Below are 22,031 nucleotides of genomic sequence, written 5' to 3' on the forward strand. Positions count from 1 at the left end.
CGGCGGCGTAACCGGGCCTTAAGCGCCCTGTGCCAGCGTCCCGGCATGGACAGACGCGCCCTGCTCGGACTGAAGGAAACCGCCCGCAAGACCGGCGGCGGCGGGGGCGCGCCGCAGAACAGCTATCTGCGCCTGCCGACCATCACCGCCAATGTCAGGCGGCCGGGCGGGCGGCTGGGCGTGATGACGGTCGAGACCGGGCTGGACACCCCCGACGCCGCCCTCCGCACCCGGGTCGCCCAGTCGGCCCCGCGCCTGCGCGCGGCCTATGCGGCGGTGGTGCAGCAGGCGGCCAATGCGCTGTTGCCGGGAGCCCCGCCGGACGTCGAGCGGCTGGTGGCCCAGCTTCAGGCGGCGACCAATACGGTGATGGGGCGAGCCGGCGCGCGACTGCTGATCGGGACGGTGATGGTGGTCTGAGGCATCAGGCAGCAGGCAGCAGGCAACAGGCAACAGGGGGCGCCGAGCCTGGACCTGGTCGCGAGCTTCTTCCTGTTGCCTGTTGCCTGCTCCCTGCTCCCTAGTCCTTCGTCGGGTCCCCCTGCCCCGCGTCCCCGTAGGTCAGGGCCAGGAAGACGTCTTCCAGATCGGGGTCCTCGGTCACGATGTCGGCGATGGTGACGCCGGCGGCGCGCACGGCGGCCAGCACCTGTTCGACCGACGACTGGCCCTTCCTGTAGGTGACGGCGAAGGCGCCGCCCGGACGGGCGACGGCCTCGAACCCCTTCAGCGCCGGCAGGCCGTCCAGCTCACCCTCGGGGGTGACCACGACGTTGCGGGTGTCGAGGCGGCGCAGCAGCTGGGGGGTGGGCTCGCAGGCCACCACCTGGCCGCGGTTCATGATGGCGATGGTGTCGCAGAGCTCCTGGGCCTCCTCCAGATAGTGGGTGGTCAGCAGGATGGTGACGCCCCCGGCGTTGAGCCGGCGGACATAGTCCCAGAGCTGGCGGCGCAGCTCGACGTCGACCCCGGCGGTGGGCTCGTCGAGGATCAGGATGGGCGGATTGTGGACCAGGGCCTTGGCCACCATCAGCCGCCGCTTCATGCCGCCGGACAGGGCGCGGACATAGGCGTGGGCCTTGTCCGACAGGCCCAGCGCCGCCAGCAGTTCGTCGGAACGGCGCTCGTGGGCCGGCACGCCGTAGAAGCCGGCCTGGACCTCGAGCGCCTCGCGCGGGGTGAAGAAGACGTCGGCGACGATCTCCTGCGGCACCACGCCGAGGGCGGCGCGGGCGTCGCGCGGCTGTCTGTCGATGTCGCGGCCCCAGATCGAGGCCGTGCCGCCGGTCTTGTTGACCACCCCCGCCAGAATGTTGATCAGGGTCGACTTGCCGGCCCCGTTGGGGCCGAGCAGGCCGAACATCGAGCCGCGCGGAATGACCAGGTCGACGCCGCGCAGGGCGGCCTTCGGCGGGGCCTTTTTCGTGCCGGCGTAGGTCTTCTCCAGTCCGCGCACCTCGATGGCGTTGACGGGGAGCGGGGCGTCGGGAGCGGTCATCGGCGGCTTTCGGGGGAGCGGTCCGCCTAGGTAGGCGCGCGACCGCCCGCGGCCAAGCCCCGGCGGGCCCCGGCCCGCCTCCCCGGGGGGCGCGCGAGGTTTGACGCGGCGCGCCGCCCCGCCTAGAGCCTGATCGGTTGAGGAGGACTCGCTTCGCGATTCCGCCGATGCCGTGAATCAGGCTCCAGTCTAAGGCTGGAGCGAAGATCCGGGTTTGGACGCGATCGCGTCCAAACCGATTTCGCTCTAGGGAGTCGGCCGACGCGCCCTCCCCGTTGAAAAGGTCGACCATGCCGCCCCGCCATCCCGATGCGATCATCCCGCCGCCGGAAGAGATCGTCGTCTCGACCAGGCGCGTGGCCTGCGACGGCGGCGGCGGGGTTCTCGGCCATCCGCTGGTCTATATGGACATGGGCGAGGACGATTTCGTCGAGTGCGGCTATTGCGACCGGCGCTTCGTGCTGTCGTCGGCGCCGAAGCCCGGGAGCGAATATTTCAGCCCCGCCGCGCGGCCGCCCGAGGCGCACTGAGGCGAAAGGCCGACCGGACGCCATGGCCTCCGCCGAGACCCCCGCCGAAATCTTCAAGCGCGCGCTGGCCCACGCGGCGCGGGCGCTGGCGGAGCAGTCGGAGCTGGAGGTGTCGTTCGGCTCCGACGGGCCGAAGCTGGTCGGCGGGGTCCTGACCCTGCCGCATCCGCCGCGCGACCCGTCCGGGACGGAGAGCGCCGCCCTGCGCGGACAGGCCGACCGGCTGGCGCTGCGGCTGGCCAATCACGACGAGGCCCTGCACGCCCGGCTGCGGCCCGCCGACAGCCAGGCGGCCGAGGTCTTCGAGGCGGTCGAGCAGGCCCGGGTCGAGGCGGTCGGCTCGCGCTCCCTGGCCGGGGTGCGGGCCAATATGGACGCGGCGCTGCTGACCCGGCTGGAGCGGAGCGGGGCGCTGCGCGCCGCCGCCGCCGGGCGGGTCCCGCTGAACGAGGCGGTGGCCCTGCTGGTGCGCGAGCGGCTGACCGGTCAGAGGGCGCCGGACGGAGCCGGGGCGCTGCTGGACCAGGTGCGCGGCGACCTGGAGGCCAGGGCCGGGGCGCGGATCGACGCCCTGGCCGGGGCGGCCGACGACCAGGCCCTGTTCGCGGCGCGGCTCAGGGAGGTGCTGCGGGCGCTGGACCTCGATCCCGGCGACGGGCGCGGCGACGAGCCTTCGGACGACAGCGGCGAGGACGAGCCGGACGCGCAGGAGCCGGACTCCGCCGACGACCAGGACGAGGAGGACGACGCCGGCGGCGGCGAGGGCCAGTCGATGGACGGCTCGGCCGACGACCGGACCCCGGGCGACGAGCGCGACGGCCGCCCCGACGGCGCGCCCGCCGATGCGGACGGCGACGCCTCGGACGAGGGGGCCGAACTCAACGAGGGGGCCCTGCCCCACCGGCAGGAGGACGGCGGCGACGCCCGGGCGCCCGACGCCTACCGGGTCTTCACCACCGCCTATGACGAGACCATCGACGCCGCCGAACTGTGCGACCCCAACGAGCTGGAGCGGCTGCGGGCGATGCTCGACCAGCAGCTGACGGCGCTGTCGTCGGTGGTGGCGCGGCTGGCCAACAAGCTTCAACGCAGATTGATGGCGCAGCAGAGCCGCAGCTGGACCTTCGACCTCGAGGAGGGGGTGCTGGACACCGCCCGGCTGACCCGGATCATCACCGACCCGACCAGCCCGCTGAGCTTCAAGGCCGAGAGCGAGAGCCCGTTCCGGGACACGGTGGTGACCTTGCTGCTGGACAATTCCGGATCGATGCGCGGGCGGCCGATCATGGTGGCGGCGGTGTGCGCCGACATCCTCGCCCGGACGCTGGAGCGCTGCGGGGTCAAGGTCGAGATCCTCGGCTTCACCACCCGGGCCTGGAAGGGCGGCCAGGCGCGCGAGGCCTGGATCAGCGCCGGCAAGCCGGCCCATCCGGGGCGGCTGAACGATCTGAGGCACATCGTCTACAAGGCGGCCGACTCGCCGTGGCGGCGGTCCAGGAAGAACCTCGGCCTGATGATGCGCGAGGGGCTGCTGAAGGAGAACATCGACGGCGAGGCCCTGAGCTGGGCCCATGACCGGCTGCGGGCCCGCCCCGAGGCGCGGCGCATCCTGATGGTCATCTCCGACGGCTCGCCGGTCGACGACTCGACCCAGTCGGCCAACGCCGCCCTCTATCTGGACAGGCATCTGCGGCAGGTGATCGCCGACATCGAGGCGCGCTCGCCGGTCGAGCTGATCGCCATCGGCATCGGCCATGACGTGACCCGCTGGTACCGCCGGGCGGTGACCATCGTCGACGTCGAACAGCTGGGCGGGGTGATGATCGAGAAGCTGGCCGAGCTATTCGACAGCGAGCCGAAGGCGGCGCCGAGGCGGCGGCGGCGGGCGGCGTGAGCCGCGCCTGGGCGGCCGTGGCCGCGACCCTGTGGCTGTCGGCCTGCGCCACCGCCGTTCCGGCCCCGGTCTGGACCGGGGCCGAGGCCGGATGGACCGCCGCCGAAGCCGCGGTGCGGCCGGTCGGCCTGGGCGTGCCGGGCGGGGCGAGGCTGGCCGCGGGCGTGCGCTTCGCCGGCGGCGTCCAGCTGGTGCTCGAGGACGACTCGCCGCTGCACGGCCTGTCGGACCTGAAGCTGCTCGACGAGGAGGATTTCGTCTCGGTGAGCGACTCCGGCGACCTGGTCCGCGGACGTCTGCGCCTCGACCGGTCGGGCCGGCTGGCGGGGCTGGACGGGCTGCGCCGGCGCCGGCTGACGCGGCCGGACGGATCGCCGATCACGGACAAGGCGGACGGCGACGCCGAGGGCCTGTTCCTCGAGGCCGACGGCGGACTGGCCGTGTCGTTCGAGCGCCGGCACCGGCTGTGGGCCTACGGCCCGCCGGAGCGCCCGGCCCGGCCGACGCCCCTGGCCTCGCCCGAGGCGGATTTCCCGCTGAACGCCGGCATGGAGGCCGTCGCCGCCGCCCCCGGCGGATGGCGGGTCGCCGGCGAATCGGGCGGGATCTGGGACTGCGCGCCGACCGGGTGCCGGGCCGTGCGCGAGCCGCCGGCCGAGCCGGTCCCGGACAGCGACTACCGTATCACCGGCATGGACCGCGATCCGCGCGGCGACGGCTTCTGGGTGGTCGAGCGGCGCTTCCGGCCGCCGGTGGATGTACGGGCGCGGGTGCGGCGCATGGCGGCGGACGGGACGCCGGGGCCGGTCCTGATCGAACTCAGCCTGCCGTCGACGGTGGACAATTTCGAGGGTGTCGCGGCGCTGGCCCGCGCCGACGGGGTGCGGCTCTACATCCTGTCGGACGACAACGGCAGCCCGCGGCAGAGGACCCTGCTGCTGGCGTTCGACGTCAGATACGCTCCGACACCTTGATGGCCGCGCGGCAGCCGGCCCTGATGACCGCCGAAAGCAGGCCGTAGCCCGGAGCCTCGCGGCTGCCGTGCTCGACGGCATGGTCGTGGTGGGCCAGTTCCTCGTCGCGGAACCGGGTCAGCTCGGCGGCGAGGGCGGGGTCGCGGTCGGCCAGTTCGGCGATCTGGCCGGCGTAGTGTTCCTCGATGACGCTCTCGACCGCCTCGGTGCAGGCGTGGGCGGCCTTTTCGCCGAGCAGGGCCGTGCCGGCCCCGAGGCCGAGGGCGGCCAGACGCCAGACCGGGGTCATCACCGTGGGGCGGACCCGCTCGGCGTTCAGCAGGGTCTCGAAGCGGGCCAGGTGCACGGCTTCCTGGGCCTGCATCCCGGCCATGTCGGCGGCGACGGCGGCCTTGTCGGGCCGGCCCTCGAACACCGCCCGCTGGGCCCGGTAGATGTGGACGGCGGCGTATTCGCCGGCGTGGTCGACCCGCAGGATCTCGGCCCGGCGGCGGCGGCTGGCGCCGCGGCCGGGGCGCGGCAGGCGCACGGGGCGATCCGGCCGGCCCCCGGGCGCGGTTTCAGGGTCGGGGCGCACGGGCATCCTTGGGTCTCTTGGCGGCGAGCAGGCTGAGCCCGGCCAACGCCGCCGAGATCAGCACGTTCCAGCCCGCCATCGACAGGCCCCAGCCGGCCGGAAAGCGCCACGTCACCGCGTCGCAGAGCACCGGCCGCGAAGTCGGGCCCGCCCCGAAGGCGAGGGCGGCCAGCTTCTCGAGATCGACGTCGCCGCCGCCGGCGCAGGCCGCGGGCAGGCTCCACCAGTGGTTCTCGCCGCCCATGTGGAACAGGGCCGTGATCGTCCCGGTGGTGAACACCACCGCCAGCAGGAAGGCGGCGATGCGCGGGGTGCCGCGGCTGCCGCGGCTGGCCAGATGCCAGAGGGTGGCGACGAGGGCGATGGCGACCGCGCCCCAGTAGACCTCGCGCTGCTTCAGGCACAGGTTGCAGGGCGCCAGGTCCGCGAACCGCTCGAAGGCGTGCGCGGCGCCGAGCAACGCCAGCGAGGCGGCGAGGGCGAAGGCGGTCCACCACCGCGTCAGGAGTCGATACAGGCGTCTCATCGCTGCTGTTCATAGCCGTGCTTGAGGGCGGCGTCGATGAGGGTCTGGGGGGCCAGGGGCCAGGTTCCGGACTCATAAGCCCCGAGCCCCCGGCCCCTGCTCCCGAGCCCACTCAGAGCAGCTTCGCCGCCACCACGGCGCCGACCAGCACGACGATGCCGATGACGCTCCACAGGGCGAGGCGCTTCTCGACCTGGGCCAGCATGGCCGGACCCCAGCGCCGCAGGATCCAGGCCTCAAGGAAGAAGCGCCCGCCGCGGGTCGCCACCGAGGCGGCGACGAAGACCGGGAAGCTGAACGCGGCCAGACCCGAGGCGATGGTCACCAGCTTGTAGGGCACCGGCGTCAGCCCCTTGATCAGAATGACCGCCAGGCCCCAGCGGTCGAACCAGTGCTGAAATTCCGCCAGGCCCTCGGAATGACCGAGCACGCTCATCAGCCAGAGGCCCAGATCGGTCAGATAGTAGCCGATGGCGTAGCCGAGGATGCCGCCCAGCACCGAGGCGGCGGTGCAGACGAAGGCGTAGAAATAGGCCCTGTCGGGCCGTGCGAGGATCATCGGCGCCAGCATCACGTCCGGCGGGACGGGGAAGAAGGAGCTCTCGGCGAACGAGATCACGGCGAGGGCCGGGGTGGCGTGACGGCTGCGGGCCAGTGCGAAGACCCAGTCGTAAAGCTTGCGGAACATACCATCCCCGGCGGAGGCCCCATGGGCGCCTGACCTCTGGCTCTAGCAGGGGCCGCGGCGATGCGCACCTGCCGAAACAGGGCGTGAGTCGCCGGGACGGCCATCCGCCGCTATACAGGCCCCTGGCCGCCTCTCCCCGGGACCGGAAAGACCATGCGCTATCTGCACACCATGGTCCGCGTGACGGACCTCGACGCCTCGCTGCGCTTCTACGGCGACCTGCTGGGTCTGGAGGAGACGCGCCGCATGGAGGACGAGGCCGGGCGCTACACCCTGGTGTTCCTCGCCGCGCCGGGCGACCGCGCGCGCGCGGAGGCCGAGCGCTCGCCGGAGGTCGAACTGACCTTCAACTGGGACCCGCAGCCCTATCCCGGCGGCCGCAATTTCGGCCATCTGGCCTACAGGGTCGACGACATCTACGCCGCCTGCCAGAGGCTGATGGACGGCGGGGTGACCATCAACCGCCCGCCCCGCGACGGCCGCATGGCCTTCGTCCGCTCGCCGGACGGCATCTCCGTCGAACTGCTGCAGGAGGGCGCGCCGCGGCCGCCCGCCGAGCCCTGGGCCTCGATGCCCAACACCGGGAGCTGGTAAGCTGAAAACCGTGAAGATCGCCGCCCTGGCGCTGGCCGTCCTGCCGGTGCTGGGCGCCTGCGCCTCGACCTCCGAAACCCATCCGTCGCGCACCGCGACCGAACAGCTGCTGGTGGCGCGGGCCGCCGACCGCGCCGTCGAGGGCCTGACCCTGCCGATCCCGGTCGGCACGCGGGTGTTCGTCGACGACACCTATTTCCGCGCCGAGAACGCCCCCTATGCGATCAGCGCCGTCCGCGCGGCCCTGTCGGAGGCGGGCTATTCGCTGGCCCCGTCGAAACAGGAGGCCGCCGCCGTGCTCGAGCTGCGCGCCGGCAGCCTGTCGCTGGAGCAGATGCGCCGGGTGTTCGGGGTGCCCGAGATGCGGGTGCCGATCAACGACAGCTTCAATGTCGTCTCCATGCCGGAGCTGTCGGTCTACAGCCGCCGCGACCGGGTCGGCGTGGCCGAGTTCTCCGGCTTCCTCTACGAGCCCAGCACCGGCGCCCCGCTGGGCGCCATCGCCCCGATGACCGGCGAATTCCGCATCCGCAGCCACAAGCTGCTGATGATCGTCGCCTGGGGCCAGCAGCGCGTCGATCCCGGCGAGCGCAACCCGGGCGACAGCTGGCGTCAGTTCTGATCAGGGGCGGCCGGAGACATGACGCCGCCGTAACTTGCGCGCCGCGGCGCGAGCGGTGATGGTCGGGGACTGAAGTTTCCGGGAGTCCTTCATGCGTCGTCTGGTCGTCTCCACCCTCGCCGCGGTCGCCGGGCTGGCCGGCGCGACGGCCGCGCCGGCCCAGGACGGCCCCGCCGCCCACGGGCAGCACCACGCCCGGCCGGCGGCGCAGAGCGAGGACGCGCGGCTGGCGGCCTTCTTCGAACAGGCCTTCCAGGAGCGGATCGCCCTGTCGCCGCAGATGATGACGACCCTGGGTCTCAAGCGCGACTACGGCAGGCTGGACGACGCCACCGACGCGGCGGCCGAGCGGAATCTGGCGCTGATGGAACGGCAGCTGGCGCAGCTGAACGACCGGTTCGATCCCCGGACCCTGAGCGCCGACAGCCGGATGTCGTGGCGGCTGTTCGAATACGGCGTCGAACAGGCCCGGCTGTCGAACCGCTGGCGCGACTGGGGCTATCAGTTCGCGGCCAACGGCAATCCGACCACCGCCCTGCCGGTGTTCATGATCAACAACCACCGGGTCGACAGCGTCGCCGACGCCGAGGCCTATGTGTCGCGCCTCAGGGACTCCGAGCGGCTCATGGGCGAGATCGCGGCCGAGCTGCGCCAGCGGGCGGCGGCGGGGGTGATCTCGCCCCATTTCGTGTTCGAGCCGTCGATCGCCAACACCCGCAACATCGTCGCCGGGGCGCCGTTCGACGAAGGCGCCGACAATCCGGTCTGGGCCGACCTGCAGAAGAAGGTCGCGGCGCTGGAGGCGGACGAGGCGACCAGGGCGCGGCTGCTGGCCGAGGGCCGGGCGGCGCTGACCGGCGAGTGGCGGCGCGGCTACGAACAGGTGCTGGCGGCGCTGGCCGAGGTGCAGGCCCAGGCGGCGGCGATGCCGGACCGCGACGGCGGGGTGTGGCGGCTGCCCGAGGGCGAGGCCTATTACAACGCCCGGCTGCGACTCTCGACCACCACCGAACTGACCGCGGACCAGATCCACCAGATCGGCCTGGACGAGGTGGCGCGCATCCACGGCGAGATGCAGGCGGTCATGGACCGGGTCGGGTTCGGGGGCTCGCTGCAGGAGATGTTCGCCCTGCTGAAGACCGATCCGCGCTTCCAGTATCCGGACACGCCGGAGGGCAAGGCGCAGTATCTGGCCGACAGCCGCGCCTTCATCGCCCAGGTGATGGCGGCGGCGCCGCAATGGTTCAGCGACCTGCCCGAGGCGGCCCTGGAGGTGCGGGCGGTGGAGCCGTGGCGCGAGGCGACCGCCTCGATCGCCTTCTACAACTCGCCGGCCCCGGACGGCTCGCGGCCCGGCATCTACTACGTCAACCTGTCGGACATGACCCAGGTGCTGAAGCCCCAGATCGAGGGCATCAGCTATCACGAGGGCGCGCCGGGCCACCATTTCCAGATCGCCTGGGCCCAGGAGATGGAGGGCCTGCCGTCGTTCCGCCGCTTCGGCGGCTACGGTGCCTATGCCGAGGGCTGGGGCCTGTACGCCGAGCGGCTGGGCAAGGAGATGGGCTTCTACCAGGACCCCTGGTCCGACTTCGGCCGGCTCTCGACCGAGCTGTGGCGGGCGGTGCGGCTGGTCACGGACACGGGGCTGCATTCGAAGCGCTGGAGCCGCGAGCAGGCCATCGACTATTTCCGCGAGAACTCGCTGCTGAGCGAGCGCGACATCGTCAAGGAGGTCGAGCGCTACATCACCAATCCGGGGCAGGCGACCAGCTACAAGATCGGCGAGCTGAAGATCATGGAGCTGCGGCGGCGGGCCGAGGCGGCGCTGGGCGACCGCTTCGACGTCAGGGACTTCCACGCCGTGGTGCTGGGCTCCGGCTCGACGCCGCTGGACGTGCTGGAGGATCGGGTGGACGGCTGGATCGCGGAAGGGGGCGGGGCGCCGGCGGCATGATCCCGGAGGAGTATCGGCTGGGCGCGGAGACCCCTTCGGATGAAGAGTATCTGCGGCTGCGCGTCGCCGCGGGGCTGAGCCGGAAGAGCCCGGAGGGCGCGGCCAAGGGCCTGGCCAACAGCTGGCATTCGGTGGTCGTCCGCCGTGATGGCGATGCCGTCGGCATGGGCCGGGTGATCGGCGACGGCGGCCTGTTCTTCATGGTCGTCGACATCGCGGTCGAGCCGGCGCACCAAGGCCGCGGCCTCGGCAAGGCCATCATGGCCGCCCTCGTGGAGCGGCTGCGCGAGGCGGCGCCGTCGCGGGCCCATGTCGCCCTGATCGCCGACGGCGAGGCGCACCGGCTCTATGCCCAGTACGGCTTCACCCTGACCGCGCCGGGCGGCGTCGGGATGCAGATGGTCATCCCCTGAGGCGCATTTCGCGCGGGTTTGCTGTATGAGCGCCCCGCCATGCCCTTCGCCGTCACCGTCCTGACCATGTTTCCCGAGGCCTTTCCGGGGCCGCTCGGCGTGTCGCTGATCGGCACGGCCTGGCGCGAGAAGGGGCTGTGGAGCCTCGAAACCCTTGACATCCGGGGCTTCAGCGAGGATAGGCGCGGCTTCCTGGACGACACCCCCGCGGGTGGCGGCCCGGGAGCCGTGCTCAGGGCGGACGTGGTGGCGAGGGCGCTGGACAGCGTATCCGGACCGCGGCGGCCGCTTTTGTACATGAGCGCCCGGGGTCGGCCCTTGACCCAGGCGCGCGTCAGGGAATGGGCCCGGGCGGACGGGATCACCGTCCTGTGCGGCCGGTTCGAGGGGGTGGACCAGCGGGTGCTCGACGCCCGCGGGTTCGAGGAGGTCTCCGTCGGGGACGCGGTGCTCGCCGGCGGCGAGGCGGCGGCCATGGTGGTGATCGAGGCGTGCGTAAGGCTGCTTCCCGGCGTCCTCGGCCAGGCGGACAGTTTGAGTAGCGAGAGTTTCGAGGACGGTCTTCTGGAGCATCCGCAGTACACGCGACCGCGGACGTTCGAGGGGCTGGAGATACCCGAGGTGCTTCTGTCGGGCGACCACAAGAAGGTCGCACAATGGCGCGAAGAGCAGCGGCGAGTGACGACCCGGGAACGGCGGCCAGACCTCTGGACGGCGCATCTGGACAAGACGACCCATGCGGGACTTGAGCCCGCCAAATCACAGGTAAAGAGCGGCAAAGCTCGAGGAGAATAGAATGAACATCCTGCAGACCCTGGCGGCCGAGGAGAAGGCCCGCCTGATCGAGAAGCGCGCCATCCCGGCCTTCCAGCCCGGCGACACCCTGCGCGTCAACGTGCGCATCAAGGAAGGCGAGCGCGAGCGCGTCCAGGCCTTCGAGGGCGTCTGCATCGCCCGCGCCGGCGGCGGCGTGAACGAGAATTTCACCGTCCGGAAGATCTCCTTCGGCGAGGGCGTGGAGCGGGTCTTCCCGATCCTGTCGCCGAACATCGAGTCCATCGAGGTCAAGCGCCGCGGCGTGGTCCGGCGCGCCAAGCTCTATTATCTGCGCGATCGCCGCGGCAAGTCGGCCCGCATCGCCGAGAAGCAGACCGTGCGCGCGCCCAAGGGCGTGGTGGTGCCGGAGACCGGCAAGGCCGAGACCCCGGCCGCCGACACCGAAGCGTAAGGCGCTTCACGGTCGAGAAATGACCAGGCCCCGGCGGAGACGCCGGGGCCTTTTTCGTGCGCCCTTCCTAATGCGGATACAGCCGGTTGCTCGCGTCGCGCTGGCCCTCGAGGCTGTGGCGCAGGTCGTGGAGGTCGTCGCGGCCGCTGCTGACGCGGGCGAAGGCGCGGCGGATGGTCTCGCGGGTAGTGGCCGAGATCTGGCTGTCCTCCAGCGCCTTTTCGAAACGGGCGCGGACGGCCTCGTCGGCGCCTTCCACCACCCCGACCCTGCTGGCCTCGTCGCGCATCAGGGCGTGGCGGATGTCGGCGAAGGCGCGCTGGGCCTTGGCCAGGATCGAGCCCTCGGCGGCCGGGTCGCCGCCGAGGGCGCGGACGGTGGACTGGAGCTCCTCGGCGACCTGGCGACGCTCGAAGCTGCGCCGACCGAACAGGTCGCGGCGACCGGGGTCGTCGGCCTCGGTCGAGGCCTCGCGATAGCCGTCGGCGCTGTCGATGGCGGTCTGGATCAGGTTGTTCAGGACGTGGATGTCGTGGCGGTTGGCGTTGGACATGGCGGGATCCTCGCGGGAGGCTGTCCCGGTTAAACCCCAGCGTAGCCTTGTTGGTTGCCGACCGGCCCGGTCGAACCCGTCGCGGCCGGGGAGCCGGGCGGGCGTCCGGCGGCCTCAGAGTCTGGTGCGCAGCGACCACAGCTCGGGGAAGCAGCGGCGCTGCAGGGTCTCGGTCAGATAGGCCACGCCCTCGGTGCCGCCGGTGCCGCGGCGGCGGCCGATGATGCGCTCGACGGTGACCACATGCTTGTGGCGCCAGGTCAGCAGGGCGTCGTCGAGATCGACCAGCTTCTCGGCCAGTTGATACAGCGGCCACCAGCGGTCGGGGTCGCGATAGACCTCCAGCCAGGCCGACTCGACCCCCTCGGACGGCTCATGGGGCCGGCTGACGTCGCGGTTCAGCACCCCGACGGGCACAGGCAGGCCGGCGGCGGCGAGCTGGGCGAGGGCGTCGTCATAGAGGCTGGGCGCCTCCAGCGCCGCCGTCAGCGCCGCATGGGCCTCGGGCCGCTCCGCGTGGAAGTGCAGGAAGCGCTCGTCCTTGAGCCCCAGCATGTATTCGAAGCGGCGGAACTGGTCGCTCTGGAAGCCGGAGGACGTGCCGAGCGCGCCGCGGAAGCGCAGGTATTCCGCCGGCGTCATGGTGGCGAGAATGTCCCAGCTCATCGTCATCACCGCCTGGATGCGGCTGACCCGGGCCAGGCTCTTGTAGGCCGGCACCAGGTCGCCGGCGCGGACGAGGCCTTGCGCCAGCGCCACCTCGTGCAGGATCTGCTTGAGCCACAGCTCCTTGGTCTGGTGGATGATGACGAACAGCATCTCGTCATGCTCGTCCGACAGCGGATGCTGGGCGGCGAGCAGGTCGTCGAGGGCGAGATAGCCGGCATAGGTGATCGTCGAGGGCCGCGGTTCGCTGGTGTCGCTCATACAGGTCCTATCGCGCGACCGGCGCGTCCGCTCAAGGTTCGTGGTCGTCGCCGGCGCCGGGGTCGAAGCGGTTGTCGACGCGGTCGTCCCAGCCCTCGCGGTCCGACTTGAAGGCCAGGGACATCAGCCCCCAGGCCAGAAAGACGGCGCCGAACACGCCCAGCAGCAGCGCGATCCAGCCGTGCGCCGGCAGGTCGCCGCCGCCGATGGCCGCCCAGGCCACGCCGATGCCGAGGGCGCCGGCGCCGGCGACGCCCCCGGCGATGAGGAGGTTGCCGATCAGGCGGAGCACGGGACGGGGCATGGCTCCAGACTAGAGCGAAATCGGTTTGGACGCGATCGCGTCCAAACCCGGATCTTCGCTCCAGCCGCCCGCCCGGGGGCGCCGGGGCCGATGATCAGACCCCTGGCCCTGGGCGATCAGCTATCGAATCTTCCGTACGCGGAGATGGGCGGGGCGGGGGGTGTCGAGGCCCGGCCGGCCGCAGGCGCCTCAGGCCCCGGCGTGGCGGATGGAGACCGCCATGCCCGCGGCCGATTCCACCTGCATGCGGGCGTCCAGTTGCTTCACCAGAGCCTCGACGATGGCCGTGCCGAGGCCGCCGTGGACGAGGGGCGCGGCGGCCTCCAGGGCGCCGACGCCGTTGTCGGTGACCGCCAGGAGCCATCCCTCCCCCGCGCTCTCGAAGCGGACCAGGATCACGGCGTCGGCGCGCGGCTCGGGGAAGGCGTATTTGATGGCGTTGATGACCAGTTCGGTGACGATCAGGCCCATGCTGACGGCCTTGTCCGAACCGATGAGGCCGTGATCCGCCTCCACCCGCAGGACGATCGGATGGCTGTCGCCTATCATCGAGGCGGCGAGGCTGGCGCACAGCTTGGTCAGGTAGGGGCCGACCTCGATCTGGTCGAGGTCGCCGGAGGCGTGGAGATGGGACTGAACCTCGGCGACCGAGAGGACCCGCTGGTGCGCGTCCCTGAGGTGCAGGCGGGTTTCCTCGGAGGTCACGGCGCGGGCCTTGATCAGCAGGATGCTGGCGATGATCTGCAGGCTGTTGGCGACGCGGTGCTGCATCTCCTGCAGGAGAACCTGTTTCTGGCGCAGCAGTTCTTCGGTGTGTTCGAGCAGGTCGGCCAGGTCGCGCTCCACCGCGCGGCGGGCGGTGACGTCGGTGAAGGCCAGCAGGATGGTGCTGTCGGCGCTGGTTTCGGAGATCACCTTGCGCGCGTTGAGCAGCATGGTGCGGCGGCCGACCCCGGGAAAGTCGTGGTCGACCTCAAACCCGTCCATGGCGGTCTTTTCGGGAATGATGGTCTCGAGCAGCAGGCGCAGGGCCGGGATGTTCCACTGGCCGTCGCCCAGGTCGTAAAGCCGGCGCCCCATGGTGTGCCCGGGATCGACCCTGAAGATCTCGTAGAAGGCCCGGCTCGCGGCGAGGACCCGCAGGCCGCCGTCGAGCACGATCAGCGGCTCATGGATGGTGTCGACGATCGCCGCGGCGAGCGTCCGGGCATCCTGGATCGCGGGGATCGTGGTCGGCATGGCGACGGGAGCCGTCCGGCGCCGGCGCGCGGAAGGGCGGCCAGCGGAACAATTCTAGCACAAATGGACCGGCGATGAGAAATTAAGTCGGAGGCCGACCTAGGAGGAGCGGGCGCGGTATCGGTCCTGCCAGTCCGCCTGATGGGCCAGTCCGCGCCAGTACGAGGCCATGGCGACCCACTCGGCGCGCATGCCGGGCAGAGCCTCGCGCGCGGCATAGCCGTCCATTCGCGCGGCCATGGTCATACATTGTGAGGCGGTTCGCATCCGGGTTCCCGTGGCGGCCGGCGGCGCCAGCCGATGGAGGAACCCCGGAGGAGGGCAAAGGGTCCGTACGCTAGCGCCTGACCCACTGGCCCTGGGCGTTGCGGTACCACTGGCCGGAGCTGATGCGCGGCAGGACGATGGTTTCGAAGGCCCGGGCGGCGGCGACGTCGGCCGTGGTTCCGGCCGCCTGGGCTCTGCGGGCGTAGGCCTCGCGGCGGGCGTTGTTGGTCGTCGTCACGGCCTCGGTCAGGGCCGGATCGGACGAGGCCTGGCGGAAGCCGAGATAGCCGTCGGCCTGCTCGCCGACGGTCCCCTGGGCCTTGGCCGCGTCGATCATCGCCTTCTGCTGCGCGGTCTGCGCGAAGGCGGCGCCGGCGGCCACGCCGAGGGCGGCGACGGCGGCGGCGACGACGAAGAGCTTGCGGAAGGACATCGGAGGCGGCTTTCGCATCAGAACAGGTTCGGGTTCTCGGCGAGGAGGTCCTGAAGCTCCTTGTCGAGACGGACGCGGACGTCGGCGTCCAGCTTGGCGTAGATCTGGATCGGATCGACCTGGAGCCGGACCGTGGGCGTACAGGCGCCCGCGCCGACGGCGACGACGAAGCCGATCAGGGCGAGGCGGGCGCGCGTCCGGGTCATGGCGGGGAGTCTCCGGTGTTGATCCGCGGCGATGTAACGCCCCGCGGGGTGAACGGGTTCTGAACGGTCGCCGCGGCGCGATCAAGGGCCCGGCCCCGGACCGCGGGACGCGGCGGAGGCCCCGGGCGAGGGCCGGCCGTCGCGGGCCCGGTTCAGCTCGAGAAGGTCGCCGACCAGCTGGTTCAGGTTGAGCGTGGTGTCGAGCGTCAGATCGATGCCGGTGCCCGACGGCAGGGGCAGTTCGCGGTTGAGGAATTCCCGGCTCGCGAATTCGGCGATGCTGATCCGCAGCTCCTGCCGCTCGGGCGGATCGTGGCGGCCGCGGATGCGGAACAGCACGCCGATGCGGCCCCCGTCGAGACTGTTGACCGCGGCCGTGAGGATGTCGAACGACAGGTTCTCCATCGCCTGGTAGGCCAGGTCCTGCACCAGGCTCGGCGGCACATCCTCGCCGCCGCCGCCGGCCTGGAGGCCGCTGAGGGCCTCGCGCTGGATCGACAGCCGGCCGGGCTGGACTGCGGCGAGCGTCCCGGCCGAGATGCGGATGCCCGCCACCGGATCGGAGGTGAAGGGCAGCCGCCCCGAAACCACCGCGTCCAGCCTCACCCTGTCGCCAAAGCCGGAGCCGGCGATGATCTGGCCCAGCTGGACGTTCTCCAGCACGATGACGCCGCTGAACGGCCGGCTGCGGTCCAGCGGCAGGGCGAAGGGCTCGATGCGCACCAGACCGCCGGCGACGGTCAGATCGCCCCCCTCGACGGTCACCGCCCCCTTGTCGAGACCGAAGGTCAGTTCGATGTCGGTCAGCGGCGCGACGGACTCGAGGACGTCGGCGGTGAGGCGCTGGCCCGGCGCCGTGACCAGCGGCGCGAGGTTGACGAAGTCGATCGTCCCGCGGAGCCCCTTCACCGGCCCGGCCGGGCTGACGAAGTCGAGGTCCGGAATGGTCAGGCGGCCCGAGCTCGCGCCCTCGGCGCCGGCGCGCCAGTCGACGCGGCCCTCGAAGGCGACGGAGCCGGTCGCCGGCGAGCCGACGAAGTCCGCCGCCAGGGGGCTGAGATCGGCCGGCTGCAGCCCGTCCCCGGCGAAGACCATCGACGGGGCGTCGATGGTCAGGCCGCCGGCGCCGGACGGGCCGTCGTGAACCAGGTCGAGACGGCCCAGCGTCGTTTCGCCATACGCCAGGTCGAAGACGCCGGTCCAGTCGCCGCCGGCCAGCCGGGCCGATCCGGACGCCGCCAGCGGATTGAAGCGTCGCGGCGTCGTGGCGTCCTCGACGACGGCCCGGCCGACCCGGGTGTCGAGGCCCAGGCCGGCCGGGCCGCCGGTGGCCGCGAACCGTCCCCGGGCGTCGCGGACCTTGAGGGCGAGGAAGGGGACGGCGGCGTCGACCCCGGCCAGGGCGCCGTCGGCCCGCCAGCGTCCGCCGGCGACGCTGACCAGCGGACGGTCGGTCGGGCAGGCCCGGCCCGACAGGTCGACGACGTCGTTCTCGCCCAGCTCGAGCCGCTCGACGGTCAGCGGGGTGCAGCCGGCCGCGACGTAGACGAGGCCGCCGCCGGACGAGGTCAGCCGGCCGCGGGTGTCCAGGGCGACGCCGCGGGCCAGCTCGAAATCGAGGGCGGCGCGGCCGTCGAGGTCGGCGATGAAGCCGCCCGGCGTCCGGCGCCAGGCCGATATGTCGAAGGCCGCCTCGGGCAGGCCGCGTCCGCGGGAGGCGGTCAGGGCGAGGGCCCCGCCGCCCGGCCGGCCGCGGGCCGCGGCGAAGATCGGCCCGGCCGCCGGCCGGACGGTCAGGACGCCGCCGTTGGCCGGACGCAGGGTCGCCGGACGGTCGAGGGTCACCCGGGTTCCGCCCTCGCCGGACATCAGGGTGAAGGCGGGAATGTCGACCGCGAAGGCGGCGAGGGCGCGCTTCATCTCGACCAGGTCGGGGCCGTCGCCGGGGGCCGGGCGGCCGAACAGCGGCCAGGCCCCGCGCGGGGCGCGCAGCCCGACGCGGGCGCGCAGGCGCGGGCCGGCGTCGGAGACCAGTTCGAGATCGACCGCGCCCCGGGCCCCGGCCAGCGACAGATCGCCCCAGTCGAGCCGGTCGGCGGCCAGGGCCAGCGGACCGGTGACCTCGAAGGCGCCGCCGCGGCCGCCGGCGGTCAGCCGGCGCGAGGTCAGGGCCACGCCCGCGCCGTCCAGCCCGGCCCCCGAGGCGCGGGCGGCGGCGATCCGCGCCGGACCGTCGATGCGCCAGCCGAGGCCGGCCTCGTTCCGCACGACCGCCGCCCGGGCGCCGGACCAGCGCAGGGCGGCGGCGGCGGCGTCCAGGCCGGGGGCGTCCAGCCGGGCGGCCCTGAGGTCGGCGTCGGCCTCGCCGTCGATGCGGAAGGCCTGGAGCCAGCCCGTGGTCCGGCCGTCGAAGACGACCTCGGCCGCGGCCCGGCGGGCGGCCAGGTCTCCGGCGGCGAGGCGGTCGGCCACCAGGCCGATCTCGAGACGGACCCGGCCGTCGCCGCGCCGCTGCACCAGATCGGGGTAGGGCAGCCGGCCGGTCAGGGTGAAGCGGGCGCCGGACCCCGCGAACCCCGGCAGGGCCGCGTGGTCGGCCGAGGCCGCGGCCTGCACGGCGACGCGGTCGCCGACGGTGGTCAGGGCCAGGGTCGCCGCCAGGGCCCGGGCCTCGATCCCGCCGCTCTTCAGGTCGGCCGCGGGCATCCGGGCGCTGAGCCGGATGAGCTTGCCGTCGTCGATGCGGGCGTCGCCGAGGACCGCGACGGGACCATATTCGGTGTCGAGCCGGAGCCGGCCCTGCTCGACCAGCACCAGCGGCCCGCGCGCGTCGGGCCGCGGCGGCCGGCCGGTGAACCGCTCGACCAGCGGATCGAGACTGCCGAGCGAGAACGCGCCGTCCCGGAACGAGGCGCGCAGCACCGGGCGCACCAGGCGGATACGGCTGGGGGTGACGCCGAGCCCGGCCTTCGACCACGGCGCGCCGATGGCGTAGTCGACCTCGACCCGCTCGACCACGGCGTCGGGGTTGCGCGGGTCGCCGACGCGGATGCGGGCGACGACGCCGTCGAGCTCGACCCGCTCGATCTCCATGTCGGCGGGGACGCCCTGCCGCTCCAGCCAGCCGATGAGGATCTGGCGCGTCGCCGCCCGGCGGTTCAGATAGAGCAGGCCGAACAGCAGCAGCAGCACGCACAGCGCCACGCCGAGGCCGAGCAGGACGCGCCGGCCGGCGCCGCGGCGGCCGGGCGGCGGGGCCGGCGCGGGAACGGATCCGCTCATGCTGGAACCTGGGCGATGAACAAAAGGGACTCCGGCGACAGCACAGTGGTCGTGACTAGGAAAACACAGTATAGTGGCCCATCGGCCACCTTGAATGCAGGGACGGCGACGACACGAGCGACGGACGGGGGTGATCCGGAATATTTCAGCGAAACGCCGTCAATACACTGTTCGCTCCCGGCGATAAGCTGACGCCGACCCCAGGCATTACCGTTGGAAACGGCGCCGGTTAACGGTCTGTAACGAACTCGCTTCCCATGATGGGATCGACGGGTTATACCGCCTGTCTCGCGCAGGGGGCTTCTTCAGGCGCGATTCTTGCTTCCAGTGGCTTGGGCGCCGGTCGGCGTCGTCAGTTTTCGGGGACCGATGGCTCAGTTCGATCCACGTCGCCAACCGATGCGGCTTGCGCCTCACGCCCTCACGGCGGTCGCAGCGCTCTCGGTGGCCCTTCTCGCCGGTCGCGTGTACCAGCCCGCCAAGGCTGAAGAGGTTCCGCCGCTGACCGCGGAACAGATGGCCGCCATCGAGGCGCAGGCCTTCGCCGCCGCCGGCGCCCCGGCCGGCCTGACCGCCCCGGAAGCCATTCCCGTCCAGATTCGCCGGGGCGAAAGCTTCGAAGACGCCGTGCGCCGCACCGGCATCGCCGCCGAAGAGGCCTCGGCCATCGCCGCCACCCTGTCCAACGCCATGGACATGAGCGAGATCCGCGCCGGGCTGCGCTTCGAGACCGCCATCGCCAAGCCCCGCGGCGGCCGGGGCGATCCGCGCCTGATCGGCCTGACCATGCGCACCGGACCGGCCAGCCAGGTGACGGTGTCGCGCACCTTCGACGGGGCCCTGCGCCTGCGCGCGCTCGAGGAGAAGGTCACCCACGAGATCGTCGTGCTGAACGGCAAGGTCGAGGGCTCGCTGTCGCGTTCGGCCCAGCGCGAGGGCGTGCCCGCCGCCGTGCGCCGCAAGGCCGGCCAGCTGTTCTCGCACAAGTTCGACATGGACCGCGACATCCGCGCCTCGGACGACTTCACCTATGTCTATGGACGCACGGTGACCGAGAACGGCCGCACCATCGGCACCGACGGCCTGCTCTACGCCCAGCTGAAGGGCGTGGTCTTCTACCGCTTCCAGCCCGCGGGGGCGAAGGAGGCGCAGTATTTCGACGCCACCGGCAAGAACACCCGCTCGGCCTTCATGCGCACGCCGCTGGAGCGCGGCTTCCGCGTGTCGTCGTCGTTCGGATTCCGTCGCCACCCGATCGCCGGCTATCGCAGGATGCACCAGGGCATCGACTTCGCCGCCGGCACCGGCACGCCGGTCGTGGCCCCCGCCGACGGCGTGGTGGTCGAGGCGCGGCGCTGGGGCGGCTACGGCAACTGGCTGCGCATCCGCCACTCGAACGGTCTCGAGACCGGCTACGGCCACCTGTCGCGCTACGCCTCGGGCATGCGCGCCGGCCAGCGCGTCCGCCAGGGCCAGGTCGTCGCCTATGTCGGCTCGACCGGCGCCTCGACCGGTCCGCACCTGCACTACGAAATCTGGCGCGGCGGCCGGCGGATCAATCCGGCCGGGGTGCGCACCACCGAGGGCGTCGTCCTGTCCGGCGCCGATCTGGCCGCCTTCCGCGCCGAGAAGGCCCGCATCGACCGCATCATCGCCGCCGGCGGGGAACGCCGTCCGCAGGTCCAGCGCGCCAGCGCGGGCGACGGCCTGCGTCCCGCCCAGGGCTGATCTCAGCCTTCCGTCGAAGCCGCGGCCAAGAGGGCGTCGTCGATCTCGCGCGCCCGGACGGCCGCCTCGCGCCCTGACAGGCGCGCGGCATAGGCCTTGAAGGCGTCCCGGGCGGGCAGGGTCCCGAACTGCAGCCCCCACAGGATCTGGCTGCCGACATAGACGTCCGCCGCCGAGAAACGGTCGCCCAGGATCCACGGGCCGGGCGTCACCGCCTGCTCCAGCGCATTCACGGTCTGCTCGAAACTGCCGTAGCCGGCCATGGCCGCCTTGTCCGCCGGGGCCAGCAGGCCGAGCGCCTTGGCCGTGACCGCCGCCTCCACCGGGCCGGCGGCGAAGAACAGCCATCGCAGATAGGGCCCGCGCGCCGGATCCTCCAGCGCGGGGGCCAGCCCCGCCTCGGGAACGGCGTCCGCCAGCCAGGCGCAGATCGCGGCGCACTCGGTGACCGTCACCCCTCGCCAGGTGACGGCGGGCACCTTGCCCATCGGATTTATGGCCAGATAGTCGGGGGCCTTCATCGTCGTGCCGTAATCCAGCGCCACGGTGCGATAGGCCCGGCCGACCTCCTCCAGCATCCAGCGCACGATCCGGCCGCGCGACATGGGGTTGGTGTAGAAGACGATTTCGTCGTCGGACGGCTGAATCATGTGAACCTCCGTGGTGTTCGGAGAGGACAGACTAGACCGACAACGCGATGGAACAAAGACGAAACATTCTGAAAGGCCTGATCGGCGGCGCGGCGCTCTGGGCGGCGCCCGGCGCCCCGGCCCGCGCGCAGTCGGCGTTTCGATCGGCGCGGATCGCGGTCGAGACCCGCAGCGACGGGCCGGACCTGATCCTGATCCCCGGCCTCGCCTCGACCTCGGCGGTGTGGAGCCGGACGGCCGCGCGCCTGGCCGGGCGACGCAGACTGCACCTGGTCTCGGTCCACGGCTTCGGCGACCTGCCGGCCCGGGGCAACGCCCGCGGCGCGATCATAGCGGCCGTCGCCGGCGAGGTGCGCCGCTATGTCGCCGAGGCCGGGCTGGGGCGGCCGGCCCTCATCGGCCACTCGATGGGCGGACAGGTCGCGCTCCGGGTCGCGGCCGACGCGCCCGACCGGATCGGCCGGCTGATGACCGTCGACGCCTCGCCGTTCTTCCCCGCCCTGATCAGCCCGGGGGCGACGGTCGGCGATGTCGAACCGATCGCCCGGGTGGCCTACCAGGCCGTCCAGTTTTTCGGCGACAAGGGGCTGCGCGAGCGGGGCCGGGCCCTCGGGCTCGAACTCGGCGGGGCCGCCGACGCCGTGTTCGGCTCGATGGGCTGGCAGGGGGGCGACCGGCGGGTTCTGGCCCAGGCGCTCTACGAGGTCATGACGGTGGACCTGCGCCACCGGCTGCCGGACATCACCGCGCCGGTGACCGTGGTCTACGGCTGGAGCCCGGACGAGGCCTCGCCGCGCAGCCGCGCCGACCGGCTGTTCCGGGGAGCCTACGCCGCCCTGCCCCGCCCGGCCGCCTTCGAGCGCATCGAGGGGGCCGAGCATATGGTGATGATCGACCAGCCGACGCGCTTCATGGCGGCGGTGCGGCGGTTCCTGGCCTGA

25 protein-coding genes are annotated in these 22,031 nt (G+C 72.4%); 12 read left to right on the forward strand and 13 right to left on the reverse strand.

Going from position 1 to position 22,031, the window contains the following annotated elements:
• Nucleotides 1-45 precede the first annotated feature (45 nt).
• The gene (locus Q0588_RS11415) at nucleotides 46-420 is read left to right on the forward strand and encodes a Tat pathway signal protein (RefSeq protein ID WP_298746137.1); all 375 of its coding nucleotides are present in this window, start codon (nucleotides 46-48) and stop codon (nucleotides 418-420) included.
• Between the two features lie 100 nt (nucleotides 421-520).
• Here the strand turns inward: Q0588_RS11415 and Q0588_RS11420 are convergent, their stop codons facing one another.
• Nucleotides 521-1,498, reverse strand: coding sequence for an ABC transporter ATP-binding protein (locus Q0588_RS11420; RefSeq protein WP_298746140.1), 978 nt, complete (start codon nucleotides 1,496-1,498; stop codon nucleotides 521-523).
• Between the two features lie 290 nt (nucleotides 1,499-1,788).
• Between Q0588_RS11420 and Q0588_RS11425 the strand changes: the two genes are divergently transcribed.
• From Q0588_RS11425 to Q0588_RS11435, 3 genes are read left to right on the forward strand one after another with little or no spacing between them, the layout of a single operon-like run.
• Nucleotides 1,789-2,028, forward strand: a complete 240-nt coding sequence (locus Q0588_RS11425; protein WP_298746142.1) for a zinc-finger domain-containing protein — start codon at nucleotides 1,789-1,791, stop codon at nucleotides 2,026-2,028.
• 22 nt (nucleotides 2,029-2,050) lie between these two features.
• A complete protein-coding gene (gene cobT, locus Q0588_RS11430) occupies nucleotides 2,051-3,922 on the forward strand; it encodes a cobaltochelatase subunit CobT (protein WP_298746144.1) in 1,872 nt (623 codons plus the stop codon).
• Nucleotides 3,919-4,896 carry an esterase-like activity of phytase family protein gene (locus tag Q0588_RS11435; RefSeq protein WP_298746146.1) on the forward strand — a complete coding sequence of 326 codons (978 nt, stop codon included), beginning with the start codon at nucleotides 3,919-3,921 and terminating at the stop codon, nucleotides 4,894-4,896. Before cobT ends, Q0588_RS11435 begins: the two co-directional genes overlap by 4 nt.
• Here the strand turns inward: Q0588_RS11435 and Q0588_RS11440 are convergent.
• From Q0588_RS11440 to Q0588_RS11450, 3 genes are all read right to left on the reverse strand, one after another.
• Complete coding sequence (locus tag Q0588_RS11440) at nucleotides 4,874-5,479, reverse strand: demethoxyubiquinone hydroxylase family protein (protein ID WP_298746148.1); 606 nt, start codon at nucleotides 5,477-5,479, stop codon at nucleotides 4,874-4,876. The genes Q0588_RS11435 and Q0588_RS11440 overlap by 23 nt on opposite strands.
• Nucleotides 5,457-5,999 carry a disulfide bond formation protein B gene (locus Q0588_RS11445; protein WP_298746150.1) on the reverse strand — a complete coding sequence of 181 codons (543 nt, stop codon included), beginning with the start codon at nucleotides 5,997-5,999 and terminating at the stop codon, nucleotides 5,457-5,459. Before Q0588_RS11445 ends, Q0588_RS11440 begins: the two co-directional genes overlap by 23 nt.
• 112 nt (nucleotides 6,000-6,111) lie before the next feature.
• Nucleotides 6,112-6,687 carry a YqaA family protein gene (locus Q0588_RS11450; RefSeq protein ID WP_298746153.1) on the reverse strand — a complete coding sequence of 192 codons (576 nt, stop codon included), beginning with the start codon at nucleotides 6,685-6,687 and terminating at the stop codon, nucleotides 6,112-6,114.
• 153 nt (nucleotides 6,688-6,840) lie between these two features.
• On the opposite strand from Q0588_RS11450, the gene Q0588_RS11455 reads away from it, so the two are divergent.
• The 6 genes from Q0588_RS11455 (at nucleotide 6,841) to rplS (ending at nucleotide 11,501) form a co-directional block, all read left to right on the forward strand.
• Nucleotides 6,841-7,281, forward strand: coding sequence for a VOC family protein (locus tag Q0588_RS11455; protein WP_298746155.1), 441 nt, complete (start codon nucleotides 6,841-6,843; stop codon nucleotides 7,279-7,281).
• Nucleotides 7,282-7,291: 10 nt separating this feature from the next.
• The gene (locus Q0588_RS11460; RefSeq protein ID WP_298746158.1) at nucleotides 7,292-7,903 is read left to right on the forward strand and encodes a DUF6655 family protein; all 612 of its coding nucleotides are present in this window, start codon (nucleotides 7,292-7,294) and stop codon (nucleotides 7,901-7,903) included.
• A gap of 91 nt (nucleotides 7,904-7,994) precedes the next feature.
• Nucleotides 7,995-9,860, forward strand: a complete 1,866-nt coding sequence (locus Q0588_RS11465) for a DUF885 family protein (RefSeq protein WP_298746160.1) — start codon at nucleotides 7,995-7,997, stop codon at nucleotides 9,858-9,860.
• Nucleotides 9,857-10,273, forward strand: a complete 417-nt coding sequence (locus Q0588_RS11470) for a GNAT family N-acetyltransferase (protein WP_298746162.1) — start codon at nucleotides 9,857-9,859, stop codon at nucleotides 10,271-10,273. Before Q0588_RS11465 ends, Q0588_RS11470 begins: the two co-directional genes overlap by 4 nt.
• A gap of 39 nt (nucleotides 10,274-10,312) precedes the next feature.
• Nucleotides 10,313-11,068 carry a tRNA (guanosine(37)-N1)-methyltransferase TrmD gene (trmD, locus tag Q0588_RS11475; RefSeq protein WP_298746164.1) on the forward strand — a complete coding sequence of 252 codons (756 nt, stop codon included), beginning with the start codon at nucleotides 10,313-10,315 and terminating at the stop codon, nucleotides 11,066-11,068.
• Nucleotide 11,069: 1 nt separating this feature from the next.
• Nucleotides 11,070-11,501, forward strand: coding sequence for a 50S ribosomal protein L19 (gene rplS, locus Q0588_RS11480; RefSeq protein WP_298746166.1), 432 nt, complete (start codon nucleotides 11,070-11,072; stop codon nucleotides 11,499-11,501).
• Nucleotides 11,502-11,568: 67 nt separating this feature from the next.
• Here the strand turns inward: rplS and Q0588_RS11485 are convergent, their stop codons facing one another.
• From Q0588_RS11485 to Q0588_RS11520, 8 genes are all read right to left on the reverse strand, one after another.
• The gene (locus tag Q0588_RS11485) at nucleotides 11,569-12,054 is read right to left on the reverse strand and encodes a PA2169 family four-helix-bundle protein (RefSeq protein WP_298746168.1); all 486 of its coding nucleotides are present in this window, start codon (nucleotides 12,052-12,054) and stop codon (nucleotides 11,569-11,571) included.
• Nucleotides 12,055-12,168: 114 nt separating this feature from the next.
• Nucleotides 12,169-12,981, reverse strand: coding sequence for a tryptophan 2,3-dioxygenase (locus tag Q0588_RS11490; protein WP_298746170.1), 813 nt, complete (start codon nucleotides 12,979-12,981; stop codon nucleotides 12,169-12,171).
• 31 nt (nucleotides 12,982-13,012) lie between these two features.
• The gene (locus Q0588_RS11495; protein ID WP_298746172.1) at nucleotides 13,013-13,285 is read right to left on the reverse strand and encodes a hypothetical protein; all 273 of its coding nucleotides are present in this window, start codon (nucleotides 13,283-13,285) and stop codon (nucleotides 13,013-13,015) included.
• Between the two features lie 189 nt (nucleotides 13,286-13,474).
• Nucleotides 13,475-14,524, reverse strand: a complete 1,050-nt coding sequence (locus tag Q0588_RS11500; protein WP_298746174.1) for a sensor histidine kinase — start codon at nucleotides 14,522-14,524, stop codon at nucleotides 13,475-13,477.
• 99 nt (nucleotides 14,525-14,623) lie between these two features.
• A complete protein-coding gene (locus Q0588_RS11505) occupies nucleotides 14,624-14,764 on the reverse strand; it encodes a hypothetical protein (RefSeq protein WP_298746176.1) in 141 nt (46 codons plus the stop codon).
• 97 nt (nucleotides 14,765-14,861) lie between these two features.
• Nucleotides 14,862-15,242: a DUF1318 domain-containing protein gene (locus Q0588_RS11510; RefSeq protein WP_298746178.1), complete on the reverse strand. Its 381-nt coding sequence runs from the start codon at nucleotides 15,240-15,242 to the stop codon at nucleotides 14,862-14,864.
• On the reverse strand, nucleotides 15,242-15,430 hold the full coding sequence (locus tag Q0588_RS11515) for a YnbE family lipoprotein (RefSeq protein WP_298746180.1): 189 nt from the start codon (nucleotides 15,428-15,430) through the stop codon (nucleotides 15,242-15,244). The genes Q0588_RS11510 and Q0588_RS11515 overlap by 1 nt, the downstream gene beginning before the upstream one ends.
• A gap of 81 nt (nucleotides 15,431-15,511) precedes the next feature.
• The gene (locus tag Q0588_RS11520) at nucleotides 15,512-18,712 is read right to left on the reverse strand and encodes a YdbH domain-containing protein (protein ID WP_298746182.1); all 3,201 of its coding nucleotides are present in this window, start codon (nucleotides 18,710-18,712) and stop codon (nucleotides 15,512-15,514) included.
• Nucleotides 18,713-19,156: 444 nt separating this feature from the next.
• On the opposite strand from Q0588_RS11520, the gene Q0588_RS11525 reads away from it, so the two are divergent.
• Nucleotides 19,157-20,440, forward strand: a complete 1,284-nt coding sequence (locus Q0588_RS11525) for a M23 family metallopeptidase (RefSeq protein ID WP_298746184.1) — start codon at nucleotides 19,157-19,159, stop codon at nucleotides 20,438-20,440.
• A 2-nt stretch (nucleotides 20,441-20,442) separates the two neighbouring features.
• On the opposite strand, the gene Q0588_RS11530 is transcribed toward Q0588_RS11525, so the two are convergent.
• Nucleotides 20,443-21,090, reverse strand: a complete 648-nt coding sequence (locus tag Q0588_RS11530) for a glutathione S-transferase family protein (protein WP_298746186.1) — start codon at nucleotides 21,088-21,090, stop codon at nucleotides 20,443-20,445.
• Between the two features lie 47 nt (nucleotides 21,091-21,137).
• Here Q0588_RS11530 and Q0588_RS11535 point away from each other — a divergent pair, with 47 nt between their 5' ends.
• Entirely contained in the window at nucleotides 21,138-22,031 is an 894-nt protein-coding gene (locus Q0588_RS11535; RefSeq protein WP_298746188.1) for an alpha/beta hydrolase, read from the forward strand.

It is taken from the genome of uncultured Brevundimonas sp. (genome assembly GCF_937870815.1).
In the GTDB taxonomy this organism is placed as follows: domain Bacteria; phylum Pseudomonadota; class Alphaproteobacteria; order Caulobacterales; family Caulobacteraceae; genus Brevundimonas.

Excerpts from the sequence above, each read along its gene's own strand:
- Q0588_RS11415 (WP_298746137.1), top strand. The coding sequence starts at position 46 with ATGGACAGACGCGCCCTGCTCGGACTGAAGGAAACCGCCCGCAAGACC.
- Q0588_RS11420 (WP_298746140.1), bottom strand. The coding sequence starts at position 1,498 with ATGACCGCTCCCGACGCCCCGCTCCCCGTCAACGCCATCGAGGTGCGC.
- Q0588_RS11425 (WP_298746142.1), top strand. The coding sequence starts at position 1,789 with ATGCCGCCCCGCCATCCCGATGCGATCATCCCGCCGCCGGAAGAGATC.
- cobT (WP_298746144.1), top strand. The coding sequence starts at position 2,051 with ATGGCCTCCGCCGAGACCCCCGCCGAAATCTTCAAGCGCGCGCTGGCC.
- Q0588_RS11440 (WP_298746148.1), bottom strand. The coding sequence starts at position 5,479 with ATGCCCGTGCGCCCCGACCCTGAAACCGCGCCCGGGGGCCGGCCGGAT.
- Q0588_RS11445 (WP_298746150.1), bottom strand. The coding sequence starts at position 5,999 with ATGAGACGCCTGTATCGACTCCTGACGCGGTGGTGGACCGCCTTCGCC.
- Q0588_RS11450 (WP_298746153.1), bottom strand. The coding sequence starts at position 6,687 with ATGTTCCGCAAGCTTTACGACTGGGTCTTCGCACTGGCCCGCAGCCGT.
- Q0588_RS11455 (WP_298746155.1), top strand. The coding sequence starts at position 6,841 with ATGCGCTATCTGCACACCATGGTCCGCGTGACGGACCTCGACGCCTCG.
- Q0588_RS11465 (WP_298746160.1), top strand. The coding sequence starts at position 7,995 with ATGCGTCGTCTGGTCGTCTCCACCCTCGCCGCGGTCGCCGGGCTGGCC.
- Q0588_RS11470 (WP_298746162.1), top strand. The coding sequence starts at position 9,857 with ATGATCCCGGAGGAGTATCGGCTGGGCGCGGAGACCCCTTCGGATGAA.
- trmD (WP_298746164.1), top strand. The coding sequence starts at position 10,313 with ATGCCCTTCGCCGTCACCGTCCTGACCATGTTTCCCGAGGCCTTTCCG.
- rplS (WP_298746166.1), top strand. The coding sequence starts at position 11,070 with ATGAACATCCTGCAGACCCTGGCGGCCGAGGAGAAGGCCCGCCTGATC.
- Q0588_RS11485 (WP_298746168.1), bottom strand. The coding sequence starts at position 12,054 with ATGTCCAACGCCAACCGCCACGACATCCACGTCCTGAACAACCTGATC.
- Q0588_RS11490 (WP_298746170.1), bottom strand. The coding sequence starts at position 12,981 with ATGAGCGACACCAGCGAACCGCGGCCCTCGACGATCACCTATGCCGGC.
- Q0588_RS11495 (WP_298746172.1), bottom strand. The coding sequence starts at position 13,285 with ATGCCCCGTCCCGTGCTCCGCCTGATCGGCAACCTCCTCATCGCCGGG.
- Q0588_RS11500 (WP_298746174.1), bottom strand. The coding sequence starts at position 14,524 with ATGCCGACCACGATCCCCGCGATCCAGGATGCCCGGACGCTCGCCGCG.
- Q0588_RS11505 (WP_298746176.1), bottom strand. The coding sequence starts at position 14,764 with ATGGCCGCGCGAATGGACGGCTATGCCGCGCGCGAGGCTCTGCCCGGC.
- Q0588_RS11510 (WP_298746178.1), bottom strand. The coding sequence starts at position 15,242 with ATGCGAAAGCCGCCTCCGATGTCCTTCCGCAAGCTCTTCGTCGTCGCC.
- Q0588_RS11515 (WP_298746180.1), bottom strand. The coding sequence starts at position 15,430 with ATGACCCGGACGCGCGCCCGCCTCGCCCTGATCGGCTTCGTCGTCGCC.
- Q0588_RS11520 (WP_298746182.1), bottom strand. The coding sequence starts at position 18,712 with ATGAGCGGATCCGTTCCCGCGCCGGCCCCGCCGCCCGGCCGCCGCGGC.
- Q0588_RS11530 (WP_298746186.1), bottom strand. The coding sequence starts at position 21,090 with ATGATTCAGCCGTCCGACGACGAAATCGTCTTCTACACCAACCCCATG.
- Q0588_RS11535 (WP_298746188.1), top strand. The coding sequence starts at position 21,138 with ATGGAACAAAGACGAAACATTCTGAAAGGCCTGATCGGCGGCGCGGCG.